The sequence below is a fragment of the Pedobacter nototheniae genome, assembly GCF_004335085.1.
Lineage (GTDB): Bacteria > Bacteroidota > Bacteroidia > Sphingobacteriales > Sphingobacteriaceae > Pedobacter > Pedobacter nototheniae.
In genome coordinates this window covers 54,691-69,435 of the sequence record NZ_RQRS01000007.1, presented here as the reverse complement: position 1 = coordinate 69,435, position 14,745 = coordinate 54,691, and the positions used below count along the sequence as shown (strand labels likewise).

Annotated in this window: 12 protein-coding genes; 3 read left to right on the top strand and 9 right to left on the bottom strand. The window is 32.8% G+C overall.

The features are described 5' to 3' along the window. Nucleotides 1–152: 152 nt before the first annotated feature. Together EHC72_RS08020 and EHC72_RS08015 are read left to right on the top strand one after the other, a co-directional pair. On the top strand, nt 153–764 hold the full coding sequence (locus EHC72_RS08020; protein WP_131537162.1) for a SatD family protein: 612 nt from the start codon (nt 153–155) through the stop codon (nt 762–764). Next, on the top strand, nt 764–1,468 hold the full coding sequence (locus tag EHC72_RS08015; RefSeq protein WP_131537161.1) for a DUF3307 domain-containing protein: 705 nt from the start codon (nt 764–766) through the stop codon (nt 1,466–1,468). The genes EHC72_RS08020 and EHC72_RS08015 overlap by 1 nt, the downstream gene beginning before the upstream one ends. A 65-nt stretch (nt 1,469–1,533) precedes the next feature. Here EHC72_RS08015 and EHC72_RS08010 read toward each other — a convergent pair whose 3' ends face one another. From EHC72_RS08010 to EHC72_RS07980, 7 genes are all read right to left on the bottom strand, one after another. Continuing rightward, on the bottom strand, nt 1,534–3,702 hold the full coding sequence (locus tag EHC72_RS08010) for a S9 family peptidase (RefSeq protein WP_131537160.1): 2,169 nt from the start codon (nt 3,700–3,702) through the stop codon (nt 1,534–1,536). 94 nt (nt 3,703–3,796) lie between these two features. Then, a complete protein-coding gene (locus tag EHC72_RS08005) occupies nt 3,797–4,447 on the bottom strand; it encodes a hypothetical protein (protein ID WP_131537159.1) in 651 nt (216 codons plus the stop codon). A gap of 26 nt (nt 4,448–4,473) precedes the next feature. After that, the gene (locus EHC72_RS08000) at nt 4,474–5,250 is read right to left on the bottom strand and encodes an enoyl-CoA hydratase/isomerase family protein (protein WP_131537158.1); all 777 of its coding nucleotides are present in this window, start codon (nt 5,248–5,250) and stop codon (nt 4,474–4,476) included. 38 nt (nt 5,251–5,288) lie between these two features. Continuing rightward, the gene (locus EHC72_RS07995) at nt 5,289–7,376 is read right to left on the bottom strand and encodes a ComEC/Rec2 family competence protein (RefSeq protein ID WP_131537157.1); all 2,088 of its coding nucleotides are present in this window, start codon (nt 7,374–7,376) and stop codon (nt 5,289–5,291) included. A 3-nt stretch (nt 7,377–7,379) separates the two neighbouring features. After that, the gene (locus tag EHC72_RS07990) at nt 7,380–9,413 is read right to left on the bottom strand and encodes a helix-hairpin-helix domain-containing protein (protein WP_131537156.1); all 2,034 of its coding nucleotides are present in this window, start codon (nt 9,411–9,413) and stop codon (nt 7,380–7,382) included. Continuing rightward, nucleotides 9,403–10,203 (bottom strand): PorV/PorQ family protein, encoded by an 801-nt coding sequence (locus EHC72_RS07985; RefSeq protein WP_131537155.1) that lies wholly within the window; start codon nt 10,201–10,203, stop codon nt 9,403–9,405. Before EHC72_RS07985 ends, EHC72_RS07990 begins: the two co-directional genes overlap by 11 nt. A gap of 95 nt (nt 10,204–10,298) precedes the next feature. Continuing rightward, nucleotides 10,299–10,634, bottom strand: a complete 336-nt coding sequence (locus tag EHC72_RS07980) for a MerR family transcriptional regulator (protein ID WP_131537154.1) — start codon at nt 10,632–10,634, stop codon at nt 10,299–10,301. 116 nt (nt 10,635–10,750) lie between these two features. Between EHC72_RS07980 and alaS the strand changes: the two genes are divergently transcribed. Continuing rightward, nucleotides 10,751–13,366 carry an alanine--tRNA ligase gene (gene alaS / locus EHC72_RS07975; RefSeq protein ID WP_131537153.1) on the top strand — a complete coding sequence of 872 codons (2,616 nt, stop codon included), beginning with the start codon at nt 10,751–10,753 and terminating at the stop codon, nt 13,364–13,366. 56 nt (nt 13,367–13,422) lie between these two features. On the opposite strand, the gene EHC72_RS07970 is transcribed toward alaS, so the two are convergent. Continuing rightward, nucleotides 13,423–13,929: a hypothetical protein gene (locus EHC72_RS07970; RefSeq protein WP_131537152.1), complete on the bottom strand. Its 507-nt coding sequence runs from the start codon at nt 13,927–13,929 to the stop codon at nt 13,423–13,425. Between the two features lie 127 nt (nt 13,930–14,056). Continuing rightward, nucleotides 14,057–14,620 carry a hypothetical protein gene (locus EHC72_RS07965; RefSeq protein ID WP_131537151.1) on the bottom strand — a complete coding sequence of 188 codons (564 nt, stop codon included), beginning with the start codon at nt 14,618–14,620 and terminating at the stop codon, nt 14,057–14,059. Nucleotides 14,621–14,745: the final 125 nt, after the last annotated feature.

Here is a 14,745-nt window from a genome sequence, read left to right as displayed (position 1 = left end):
GTGTATAAACAAACATTTAACATTTTAGTTTTAGGTTAATATCGGGTAATTAGCCGATAATCTTAAATATCGGCTAATTAGCCGATAATCATAAATATCGGCTAATTAGCCGATAATTTGGAAAGATGAATAATAAATAGGATATTGGTAGTATGATTTGCATTATAACAGGCGATATTGTAGGCTCAAGAAAGATAAAAGATAGTTGGTTAACTAGCCTTAAATCTGCTTTGAAATTGATTTCTTTAAAAAATAGCAAGTGGGAAATTTATCGGGGAGATAGTTTTCAGGTAGAAGTTAAACCAGAAGATGCAATAAAAGCTTCGGCTTATATTAAAGCCTGTATTAGAGTTAATAAACCTGCAGATGTAAGGATGGGGATAGGTTTAGGGGATATTAAAAGTAAAAGCAAAAAGATCACTGAAGCCACCGGAGATGCCTTTATTTACTCAGGATTTGCTTTTGATGGCTTAAAACAAGCTAAAGTAAATCTTGCAATAAAAACTAGTTCAACCGATTTTGATGAAGAAATAAATGTCCTTCTAAAACTTTCATTAATTGCAATGGATAGTTGGGGCATTGTAGCTGCAGAAATGGTTAAATATGCGTTGGAGAATGAAAATATTTTGCAAAGTGAACTGGCTGCTATCTCCGGCAGAACGCAATCATCCGTTAGCGAGGCGTTAAAAAGAGCTCATTATAATGAAATTTTAGAAATGGATAAGTTATACCGTAAAAAATTAAACCAAACAGAATTTAAATAATGGATATTATTCTAATTAAAATTATTCTTGCACATTTAATTGGTGACTTTTTTTTACAACCAAATTCCTGGGTAAAGGAAAAGGAAAGTAAAAAGTTGAAATCAGGCAAACTATATCTCCATATAGCCATTCACGTTGTTTTAATATTTGTTGTTTTTTGGAGTTTTAGTGTATGGAAACTTGCCCTATCAATAGGTGTACTTCACTTGATTATTGATGCCTTGAAGCTCCTTTTACAGAAAAAGAAAAATGCAAGGATATTATTTTTTGTTGATCAGATTTTACATTTCATCTCAATATTATTTGTTTGGAATATTTTTTATTATGGTATAATCAATATTAGTTTTTTAAACGATCCTAAAGCTTGGTTGGTTATCTCCTGCTTATTATTCCTAACCATGCCTACATCTATTATTATGCGGGTAATTATCAATAAATGGATTCCATCAAACCGGGTAGAGGATCAGCAATCGCTGCAGGATGCGGGAAAGTATATTGGTGTTTTAGAGCGTTTATTAATTTTTCTTTTTATTTACACCAATCATTTTGAAGCTGTAGGTTTTTTATTAGCAGCGAAATCTATCTTCCGCTTTGGTGATTTGAAAGATGCACACGATATTAAACTTACAGAATATGTGCTAATCGGAACTTTATTGAGCTTTGGAATAGCTTTAGCAGTTTCTATGTTAGCTTTAAAATTATAAGTAAAGCAAATAGACAATAAAAAAAGCCCCTGATTATAAGAATCAGGGGCTTTTTTATTTAACAATTATTTTGCTCCAGGAGGGCAATTTTCTTTCAAAAACTTGGTATAAGTTAATGATAAATGCTCGCTTGTTCCTTCGCCTTCATTAATACTGTGTGTACGATTAGGGTAACTCATTAATTGAAAAACCTTTCTATTTTTAATCAATTCGTTAATCAACATTTCAGCATTTTGATAATGTACATTATCATCACCAGTACCATGAATGTACAATAAATTACCTTTTAGGTTTTTTGCATAAGTAATTGGAGAACCTTTTACATAAGCCTCTTTACTAGGAAAAGGAGTGCCCATATAACGTTCCTGATAAATATTATCGTAAGTTAACTGGTTTCCCACAGCAGCAATAGCTATTCCTGTTTTGTAAATTTCGGGATATTGAAACATTAAATTAAGGGTAGAAGAACCACCACCACTCCAGCCCCAAACAGCTACACGGTCTTTATCCATAAAAGCGTTGGTTGCTAATAGCTTTTTAGCCGCCATTGCTTGGTCGCGGATATTAAGAGTACCAATATTTTTGTAGATGCTTTTGCGCCATGCTGCACCTTTAGGTACAGGCGCACCACGGTTATCCATTGAAATATAGATATAACCATCTTTAGCCATATCTCCGTGGTAAAGGAAATTATAACCTGCTCCATAAGTATCAGAAGCTGTTGGAGAAGCGGGTTCTCCATAAACATAAAATACAACAGGATATTTTTTATCAGGATTAAAGTTATCTGGTTTTTTCATCCAACCATCTAATTCTACACCATCCTCGGTTGTAACCTTAAAAAATTCAACTTTGTTTTTTGAAACTCCTTGCTTTGTCAATTGTGTAGTAATGCTACCGTCCATAGTAAAAGGATTGCCAGTAGTAAAGTTCATCCACTCGGTTACAGGTCTAATTACGGAACTGTTATAGGTGTGGCGGGCAAATGCTGCATTAGGAGAAATATCATAGTTGTGTGTACCTGCAAGAATTGAAGGGGTAACCATTTCTAATTTGCCTTTTCCATCCAACTTGGTTTTATACAGATATTTTTGTGTAGCATTTGTTGGCGACGCTAAAAAGTAAACTAGATTATTTTTTTCATCGATAAGTTTAATATCAATTACATCATAATTTCCTTTAGTTACCAAAGTTTGTTTTTTGCCATCTCTACTAATTCTGTAAAGATGTTTCCATCCGTCTTTTTCTGTAAGAACAGTAAATTCCTTATTATCATTTAACCATTTCCAATCTTCATTGGCATCTATCCATGCTTTATCCGTTTCAGAATAAACTACATTGGTGTTTCCAGTTTGCGCATTACAAACAAATAATTTACTTTGATTTTGCTCACGATTTAATTGCTGTAAAATGATCTCATTGCTGTTTGGAATCCATTCCATACGTGGAATATAATGCTGCACATTATCGCCAGGTACATTAACCCAGTTTGTTTTAGCTGTAGCAATATCAACTATACCAACTTTACAAGCCGAAGGATTTTCGCCAACTTTTGGATATTCTACCGGAACAGTGAAAGAATAAATAGAATCGGTGTTATCAATCATCAAGAAATTTTTGATTTTAGTTGCGTCAATTTGCCAGTAAGCAATTGATTTTCCATCAGGGCTCCATCTAAAACCATCACGACAATCAAATTCTTCTTCATAAACCCAATCAAAAGTACCGTTAATCATTCTGTCGGTACCATCGGTTGTTAAGGCTTTTGAGTCAGAACCATCAATATTTTCTACATATAAATTATGCTTGCTCACGTAAGCTACTTTGCTGCCATCAGGCGAAAGCTTTGCAAACATTAGAGAAGATGCAGGCTTATCTTTTCCAATTTGGGTAATTTTATTTGTAGTTAAATCTGCAAGCCAATAATCACCACGGGTTTCATAACGCCAAACTTTTTTGCTATTGGTATAAATTAAGGCTTTTGTACCATCATCAGAAAGCTTAAAACTTTTTACGGCAATGGAATTATCTTTCCCCGCAGGCGTTAATAAAGCTCTGGAGATTACAGTTTTGCGCTCACTTTTTGGTAGTGTTACCGAAATAATTTCGCCGCCAGCTATTTGGTAGTAAGAATTACCATCCTTTGCCCAGTTTATACCCTGTGCTTTGGATTCAATTAACGGGCATATTGCAATGCAGATAACTGATAATTTGAGAAGGAGTTTTTTTATCATATATTTTTAGTCATAAAAAAAGCTTTTTAACTTTTGGCTAATTTAAATAAAAAGCCGGCAGTTAAAAAGCCTTTAAAATATTTGAAATGGTTAATTATTCACCACCACCTTGCATTGCTTTTAATTCAGCATAAGTAACTTCATCATATCCTGCTGGAATAGTTGTAACTGAAAGTACACCAACTTTATCTGCTGCAATAGATTTCATAGTGATTGTTGCTTTCTCACCTGAAAATTTAAGAACAGTTCCTTTAACATCTTTAAATTCAGAAGTTATAATGTTTAAAGGAGTTTCTAACTCTGTAGTAGCCCACAATTCATAAGCGCCACCTTTTTCATCCTTAAAAGTATATTTTTCAGCATTATAACCTGCAATAGCTTGTTTTTCGCCAGTTGCTTTGAAATCAGAAAATTTTGGCTTTGCAGCATTTGCTTCTTCTAAATCTGCTTTAGTCATTTTTGCAGCAATTTGTTTTTGAGCAACAGGTACATCAACTAAAACTAATCCTGTTTGACTTTTAGTATCTAAAAATACACCAATTGATGCAGGGCCAGCTTCAATTTCTAATTTAGAAACATCGCCACTGAACTTAACTTTTTGCTCTTCAGGTGCTCCAGGAGCCTCAACTTTATACTGTATTCCATATACAATAGTACCTTCTGTAATTTTCTTTTGTGCATGTGCAATAACTGCAGTGCTTACTAGAATTACAGCTAAAACGCTTGTTTTGATTGATTTGAACATGTTTTTATTTTTAGTTTTATTTAAATTTACCAGTTAATTTTTTCTTTATTTAAAAAAGCGGCAACTCCTTTTTTAAAATCATCACTCTCTCTAACACGGGCATTAATTTGAACCGCGGTTTCGAGACTTTTTTCAAATAGGGGATTTGTGGTTTGCGTAATTAATTGTTTCGTAATCATTAAAGAATTGCCTGAGCTATCTTTACACAAACTTAATGCAAATTCTTGTACTTTAAGATGAATTTCTGTTGAAGATGTTACAAAATTTATCAATTTATAATGCAGTGCTTGCTCCGCTTTAAACGTTTTTCCTGTTAATAAAATTTCTTTAGCAATAGTTTCATTCACTTTACGCATTAAAAAACAAGATACAATTGCTGGCACAAAACCAATTTTAACCTCAGTATAACCAAAATTACTCTCTGGGGTTGCAAAAATAATATCGCAAACTGTAGCCAAACCACAACCACCAGCAATTGCATGGCCTTCAACTTGAGCTATCACAATTTTAGGGAGATAATAGATTGTTGTGAAAAGCTTTTTAAGGTTGTTGGTATCTGCAACATTTTCCTCGAATGAATTATTTTGCAACTGTTGCAAGTATTCTAAATCTGCACCAGCACTAAAAGCATCTCCATTTGCTTTTAAAACAATTACCTTAACCAAATCGTCCTCTGAAGCACGGATAAAAGCTTCAGTTAAAGCCAAAATTAACGCAGGGTTTAGTGCGTTACGTTTTTCTGGTCTATTAATCGTAATCGTTGCTATACGATCTGAAACCTGATACAAAACTAAATCATCCATATGGTATTGGTTAGGGTTTTAAAATGATTTAATTCGCTTTAGGGTCTTAAATCGACCAAATATGCTTTATTTTTCTTTAAAATATGAATGTCTAACTTATTATTTTTTGCAAAAATTTTAAACATGTTAATCTTGTAATCTTTATTGCTTGCATCAACTAAAATATTTTGGAACTTGATAGATGGCTTTAACTTTTCTAACTTAAACTTTGTATTTTGATGTAACCAAATACTAGAAAAATTTAATTGACCATTAATCAATTTATAATTTAACGTTTCATCTACCACCAAAATCTTGTACTTATAAAAAACAATCTGTTGGTTCTTTATTATGAAATTTTTGAAAATAGTATCGGATTTAAGATTAATGAAATTTAGCTTATCGATTTGCAATTGTTGCAATGCTGGATCTACAAAAAATTGATAGTTTTTATCTTTTTTGCTTAAATCGGTTAATAAAATGGCATTTCTACCTTCAATAAATGCTACTGCGTAGTTTTTGCGTAAGCTAAAGAAAATTATTTGCCGCTGATTTAGTGCTTTTACATCATCAAAAACAACGAGAATTTGATAAGCTATAAAAAACATAAATGCAGAAAAAAGTATCTTTTTATTGAAATGAAAAATGCCATAAATGAATAAAGCAAGAACCAAACTGAGCAAAATAAATTCAGGTAAAGTTAACCAGATAGATGAAAACGTTGAAAGTGGCAAACCCGAAATCCATTTTAGCGTTTGATTGGTAAAATTTATAAGCCATTCAAATATGATAGCAAGAAAGCTGAAACCCGGTATTAATATTAAGATGCCTAAATACATCATTAAAACGAGTGGAAGCGTAATAAATAAATTTCCAAGGAGAAAATAAACAGGAAATTGGTGGAAATAATAAATACTTAAAGGAAAAGTAACCAGTTGTGCCGACAAAGACAAAGCGGTGAAATTCCATAATTTATCTACCCATTTATTTTTAATAAAAAATAAACCATAAATTTTTGGTTGGAGATATATTAATCCAAAAACTGCTAAATAGGAAAGCTGAAAGCCTACATCCCAAACTAAGAATGGATTATAAATTAGTTGGCAAAATGCAGCAAAGGCTAAAATATTATAGCTGTTTTTATCTCTTGAATACGTTTTTGCCGTTATGAAAATTGTAATCATAATAGCTGAACGAACAACTGATGGTGATAAACCAGTAATCAGCGCATAAGCCCAAATTAGCGTACAGATTAAAATAAATTTAATGCTTTTCAGCGTTTTCTTTCGATCCAAATATCCCAGCAGAAATTCCAACACAATATAAATAATAGCAACATGAGCGCCAGAAACAGATAGTGCATGGATTGTTCCTGTTTTGGAATATGCGGCTAAAGTTTCTTTACTTAAATCGGCTCTGTAACCCAAAATCAATGTTGAAGCAACTGCAAATGCTTCATCGTTTTTAATTAATTTCCTATACTTTGATATTTGCTTTTCTCTTAAATCTAGTGCAATTTTAATGATCGTATTTCCTGAGTTTTTACCTGTTTTAATTAACTGGTTTTGGTTTACGAAGGTTTGATGATAAATATTTTGAGCTGCCAGCCATGCTTTGTAATTAAATTCTCCAGGGTTATAAGATGGCTCAACTTCTACATATTTTGTTGCAACTATAAATTCATCGCCATATTTCAATTTAATAGGATTAAGGCTATCTAACTTTAAAGCAACAACCAATTCTCCTGTAAGCTTTATTTGTTCACGGTTTTGGTAACCAGATAAAACAACAGCTTTAAAACGTAAAATATCATTAGTTAAATTAGGCTCATCATCTACCCGAACCTTTAAAGATTTATATTCTCTAATCGCAAAATAGTTTTTTCTTATGCTTTTATTATTTAATAAGCAAATTGCTCCTCCGAAAATGAAGAAAAAAACAAAGAAGAAAAGCCCAGTAATGCCTTTAAGTTTATAGAGATTTAATTTTTTATATGCGAGGTTGTTAATTAGTAGAATGCTAAAAAATAACATACCGAGAATTTCAAGTGTATTTAATAATTCTATAGATGGAATAAAATAGAACAAAGCAATACCTAATAGAAATGGAAATAAAATTCTTACAAAAATATATTCAGCTTTAAACATAACTTAAAACTGATAACGCATTTGAATTTTTATATCGGATTTCTTATTGCCTTCAATTTCATCTAAATAAGAACCTATAGTTTTTACATCTTTATAATAAAACAGTGCATATCTAAACCATAAATTAGTTCTTTTACCTAGGTTATATTTAACGTTTAAATAGGTTCGGTAGCCTTTGCCACTGTACATTCCAAATGCAAAACTGTACAGTACATCATCTTCATAAGCATAAATTCTGCTGTTATAACTTATAGTATTGAAATAGGCAATTCTAACATTGCCAGATAGTTTTGAGAATGTAGGCGCATAACTAACATCCTGATAAATTAGGTAACCAAATTCACTGTGAGCATCACCTTTTTTATATTGTGAAACCTCAACATGATGCTGAAGACTAATTTTTTTATTCAATCGCCAATTAAACTCCAAGCGATAACCTTCTTTTTTAACATCATCCAAAAAGTTAATTGGCGCATCTAAATCTGTATTTTGCTGTTTATTCTCCGTTTTATATCTAGCAAGTACCTTCAGCGTTTTAGTTGGTGTATAAATTGCCTGTGCTAATATTTCATATCCTTTTGATGGTGCATCAACTCTGTATTTTAACCACGGAAACTGAAAATAATCTCCATAAAATGAAAAAGACCATCGTTTGTTTGGTATAATATTAAGGCCTGCGTAAACTCCCTTTTCATTGTTTGTTTCGCCAGCTTCAGCCATAGGTTGATTAAAAAAGTTATGATAATTTGGAGAATAATTACGATACACCACAGCTGCAGAAACTGTAGCGGATAAGCTAAATAAAGCCCCATTAATACAGGCTAAACCACTATTTAAACTTTTAGCTGCCTCACCAAAGAAGTAAAAATTTTTATATGTATAATTATAATGTAAACCCAAGTTGGTTAACAAGTTACCTGTAAAACTGAAACGATCATAAACTGCATTTTGGGTAGTAAAGTTATTGCTGTATTTACTTTGATAAGCAATTAAACCAATGCTCAACTCATTCTTATTGTATTGAGCAACTGCACCATATATTTGCTGGCTCAAACTATTTTTGTTTGCAATTTCCGTTGATGTTCTATGCAAACCTGTTTGATTTATGGTAGATTGAACTAAGTTTCCATCTAAGTCAAAATCCTGACTGGCATCTAATTTTCTAAAAGATACAAAAGGTGTAATGTCAATGTTTTTATAAACATTAATTGTAGCAGAGATACCTCTAAAAAAAGAATATTCATTGGTTGATGTGTAAGGTCTTAAACCTAAATCCTTCTTCGCCACACTTGTTACATCAGGTCCCTTTCCAAAAGCAAATCCAGACCATAAAGTTAATCCTTGCCCAAATTGTAGCGCATAATCTCCTAAAACAACTTTTTTGATCCTTCCAAGTTTAAATAACGCAATGCCTCCAGATAAAAAATCAACAGGTTTACCAATAGTTTTTTCGCCGGCATCCTTTTCCAGTGTAATTGCTGCAGAAGCGATAGTACTATAATTATATCGATAACGAAATTGGAGCTTTTCTGGGGATCCTAGATACCTATTTCCAGGTAAATCAGTAAAGCCCTTTTGTTTTTCTAATGTCGTGCCAAATCTTGTTATTAAGTCATTCTCACCTAGTTTAACCATGTTGTTAAAACTCAGTTTTTCATATTCACCATTTCCAACTAGTGTTACAAATGGAAGTATATTTTGAACAGTTTTAATATCAAATCCATCTATCGCCTGCAGTTCCAAAACATCAACAAGGTTTCCATTTTCCTTAAAATAAACGAAAAAATTACTGATTTGTAATGGAGATAGAAATACGAAAGCTTTTAACTCTTCAGGATTAGTTTTATTCAGATTTATTGGGTGCTTACTCAGCCGAGATAAAACTTCTGTCAGTTCTGAAAGATCATAATCATCTGGTAAATTTTCAGCAACACTTTCTATAATATCATGAATTATAGTAGATTGCTCCGTTGTTTGCGCATATGAAAAGCTGAAACATAACAGGAGTGGAGCAAGTATTAATTTTTTAAAATGCATAGCCAATAGCGATTTGAGGTGCGTAACCAAGATTTGGATCGTAAGCTGTAGCCATATCTATTAACATTTTTTTGTAGCTAATTCCAAATCCAGCATATTGCTTAAATGGTTTAATGCTTAAACCTGCCCGTAAGCTTAAAATATTTAGGATTTTATAATCTAGACCAACTTTTACATCAATTGGCTCTTTTAAAATTTTAGTGATGGTAGAAGCAATTAAAAGTTTATCAGACGTTTTATAAGTAGCTCCTATATTTAAATTAGAAGGAATTTTTGCCTCAATTTCTTTACTACCGTATTTTTGCCTAGAGGGGTTGCTAACAAAAGCGCCTAATGTGAGTTGCTCATTAAGATGATAAAGTAAACCAATATCTACAGAGAACCCATTGGAAGCCCCATAATTAATAATTTTTAATTGAAAGTAATTGATGTTTAAAGCTATGGCTAAGTTATTATGAAATTTCTTTGCATATGCGAAGCCAATTTTCATTTCACTGTACGCAGAAAAGCCATAGCGTTGAAAACTTAAGCCTACAAAATTTTTCTTTAAAGGAATTACAACCGCTAACGCTTGCGTAGAAACGTCATTACTAAAAAGATGTTTAATGTAATTTAATGAAATCGTTGGGGAAACTATACCAGTTATGCCGGCTGGATTAGCCTGTAAAGACCATATATCCGTTGTAGAAGCTCCATTATTGCCCATGGCTGTTAGCCGAGGACCTAGATTATTTTGTGCAAAAAGAGAACTAGTTGATAAAAGTATCAACAAAAAACTATATATTTTCATGAGCAGGCGTTAACCGGGACGAGAAGAATATAGAGTGATTTGTTTAGACTCTAAATGTAAGTAAAATATTTAGTTTTTGTATAATAAATATTACTTTATAGTTCTTGAGATAGATTTACAAGAAATCCTTTAAGCTTTTCTAATGAATCAATAATTTTTTGATTCTCTTTAACATCACCCTTGTTATTCTTTAGATAGTCTTTTGCACCTTTTAAAGTAAAACCTTTTTCATCAACAAGATTAAAAATTATTTTAAGGTTTTCAATGTCTTCAGGTGTGAACAGACGGTTACCTTTTTTGTTTTTTTTAGGCTGAAGAATATCAAATTCTTTTTCGTAAAAACGGATTTGTGACGCGTTTACATTAAACATTTCAGTCACTTCGCCCATAGTATAATACATTTTATTAATGTCTCTTTCTTTATACGGCATAACTTGTGATTGATTATGAGTGATTTATATCGATTAATTAAAGTATTCAAATGTAGCTTGATTTTTCCTGATTAACGCAATAAAATTTTAATTTTGTTGGCTCAATATTATATGTAATGACAGCAAAAGAGATCAGACAAGCATTCCTTAGTTTTTTTGAACAAAAGCAACACCATATTGTTTCATCCGCGCCAATTGTGGTTAAAAATGACCCTACTTTAATGTTTACCAATGCGGGTATGAACCAGTTTAAGGATCTTTTCTTAGGAGAAGCTCCGATAAAATATAAACGTGTTGTGGATACTCAACGCTGTTTACGTGTTTCTGGCAAGCATAACGATTTGGAAGAGGTAGGAATTGATACTTACCACCACACCATGTTTGAAATGCTGGGCAACTGGAGCTTTGGCGATTACTTTAAAAAAGAAGCCATTGCATGGAGCTGGGAATTATTAACCGAAGTTTACAAAATACCGAAGGATAAATTATATGTAACTTATTTTGAAGGAGATGAAAAAGAAGGGTTAGAAAAAGATCAGGAAGCATACGATCTTTGGAAACAATATGTTGATGAAAGCCATATTTTACCTGGAAATAAAAAAGATAATTTTTGGGAAATGGGTGATACTGGTCCATGCGGTCCTTGTTCTGAAATTCATGTTGATTGCCGTACAGATGAAGAAAAATCTGCTGTGGATGGTGCAACATTAGTAAATGCAGATCATCCTCAAGTTATTGAAATTTGGAATAATGTATTTATGCAGTTTAACCGTTTAAAGGATGGTTCGTTGCAAAGTTTGCCTGCAAAACATGTGGATACTGGAATGGGTTTTGAACGTTTGGTACGTGTTTTACAAGAAAAAACTTCCAATTATGATACAGATGTTTTTCAACCATTAATTCAGTTTATTTCTCAAAAATCGGGCATTAAATATGGTGTAGAAGAAAAAACTGACATCGCAATGCGTGTAATGGCTGATCATATTAGGGCAATTTCTTTCGTGATTGCCGATGGACAATTGCCTTCAAATAATAAAGCTGGTTATGTTATCCGCAGAATTTTACGCCGTGCGGTACGTTACGCTTATACTTTCCTTAACTTTAAAGAACCGTTTTTAAATCAATTGGTGCCTTTATTAGCCGATCAGTTTAAAGGTGTTTTTGATGAATTATATGCACAGCAAGATTTCGTTCAAAAAGTGGTTTTAGAAGAGGAAGTTTCTTTCCTAAGAACATTATCTACAGGAATACAACGTTTTGAAAAATATCAAGCCTCCAATAAAGTAATTGAAGGCAACTTTGCCTTTGAATTATCAGACACTTTTGGCTTTCCTATCGATTTAACCGAATTAATGGCAAAAGAAAAAGGTTGGACAGTTGATTTAGCTGAATATGAGCAAGCGCTTAAAAAACAGAAAGATGATAGTCGTGCCGCTACTGCAATTGATACAGGCGATTGGATTATTGTAAATGCAGACGATCAAAGCGAATTTGTGGGTTACGATGATCTTGAAATTGAGACTGAGATTTTAAAATATCGTAAAGTTAAAGCTAAAGGCAAGGAGCAATATCAAATCGTTTTACGCCAAACACCTTTTTATGCAGAAAGCGGCGGTCAGGTAGGAGATACCGGAAGATTAGAAGATCATAGCCGCCAATTTTGGGTAGATATAACTGATACAAAAAAGGAAAACGGGCTAACCGTTCACTTTGCGGATATTCTTCCTGATAACTTGGAAGGTAAATTTTGGGCTGTTGTTGATGAAGATAAAAGGATTTTAACTGAAGATAATCATTCTGCTACGCATTTGTTGCACGCAGCTTTAAAACAAGTTTTAGGACAGCATGTAAATCAAAAAGGTTCATTGGTAAACCCAGATTATTTACGTTTCGATTTTTCTCATTTCTCAAAAGTAACTGACGAAGAACTTGCACAAATAGAACAAATTGTCAATCTAAAAATTAGAGCCAATATTAAGCTTAAGGAGCAAAGAAACGTTCCCTATCAAGATGCAATTGAAAGTGGTGTAACCGCACTGTTTGGTGAGAAATATGGTGATTTTGTTCGAATGATTACTTTTGACGATCATTTCTCCAAAGAGCTTTGCGGTGGTACCCATGTAAAAGCTACTGGTCAAATTGGATCTTTTAAAATTATTTCTGAAAGTGCGGTTGCAGCAGGCGTTCGCCGTATAGAAGCAATTACCGCAGATAAAGCAGAACAATTTTTCTTAGATCAGAATAATGAAATAGCACACTTAAAAACTTTATTAAGTGGTAGTAAAGATTTAGCGGCTTCTGTACAAGCTTTACTGGATGAAAATGCTAAACTTAAAAAAGAAATCGAAAAATCTACAAATGAAAGGGTAAATAACCTTAAACATGAGGTTGTTCATCATATGAAAACAATTAATGATGTAAATTTAATTGCCACACATATTGATTTACCGAGCGCTGATGCAGTGAAAAATCTTGCCTTTGCAGTAAAAGATTTGGTTGATAATTTATTTCTTGTATTCACTACAGAAATTGATGGTAAACCAGGTGTTACAGTAATGCTATCAGATAATTTGATTAAAGATAAAGGCTTAAATGCTTCAAATATTGTTAGAGAATTAGCCAAAGAAATTCAAGGCGGAGGAGGCGGTCAGCCATTTTACGCAACCGCAGGTGGTAAAAATCCTGCAGGATTGAAAGCCGTATTGGAAAAAGCAGAACAATTAATTTCTTAATAGATTTTAAAAAATTATAGCATAAAAAAAGAGGCCCTAAAGCCTCTTTTTTTATTTTAGTGTCTTCCACCACGTCCTCTCGAAAAATGATCATTTCCATGTTTGTCGTGGTTTCTATTATCATGACCGCGATAATCGTTACGTCTATCCGGTCTATAGTTTCTATAATTGTTATACCTCACTGGCGCTCTACCTCCATAAAAAGTATTAGTATAATGCACATTATTAGCATATCTAATTCTGTGCGTATTATAGCTTCTGTAAGGACTGTTGCCATACATTACAATTTTTCGTCCGTGGTTTAAATCATAATGTCTATACCTTGCAGGTAAATAACTTGATCTAATCCATCGGTTTCCACTTAAATAAACAAACTGCCTTTGTGGTACATAATAGTAAGATTGTACTTCGGGTAAATAATAATAGTTTACACTTTGGTAACCAGCCGGAACCCATGCAGGTTGCGAACCAATATTTATGTTTAAACTAACTTGAGCGTGAGATTGATTAGATGTTAATGCCACGATACCTACAATCGCGGAGATGATTAATAACTTTTTCATAATCTATAGTATTTGTGTGTACTAATTTAAATTCAAACGCTGTGCCAAAATTTCTATTGTAACAGAGATATAAAAAAAGGGAAATCTTTCGAAACCCCTCTTTTAAAATTAATTAATCAAAAATTTATTAATGGCGTTCATTTCCTCTACGCTGCTCGTTTACTCTTTCTCCACGTCCGCTATTATTCCCTTGTCTTTCTGGTCTTTGATTGTTGTTTCCAGGTCTAAAAGTCTGGTTAACACGACTTGGCCTGTTATTATTACCGTTATAATTTGGATGTCCTTTAACCACATAATATTTAGAATCTCGGCTATCCCTTATAACGGTTTGTTTGCCTCTATAATTTTTGTATTTGCTATATTGTGCTATATAAATGTTGTTTTGTAGGTAAGGTTTTGGTTTATTAATTACAACCTTATAAGCATTGTATAAATCGAAATTGCCATAAATAGAAGGCAAACTATTTACCCAAACCCACCTACCGTTATTTAAGTATATGTACTGGCCAGATGGTACATAATAATAAGCGTTAATATCTGGCAGATAGTAATAATCTACATGGTTATAACCGGTAGGGCCCCAAAGCGGCTGTGAACCAATATTTATGTTTAAACTAACTTGTGCTTTCGCTCCATTTATGCTGAACAATGAAACCATCAATATTGCAGCAACTAAGAATATTTTTTTCATGACGTTTTAAATTAAGGTTTCCTTTTCTGTGTTAATTACTAAATAGACAATAGTATTACACGCTAGTTTAATTAGCCCAGTTTGTTTTAACAGTATTTAACTATATTTGCCTTTACAACATAGTT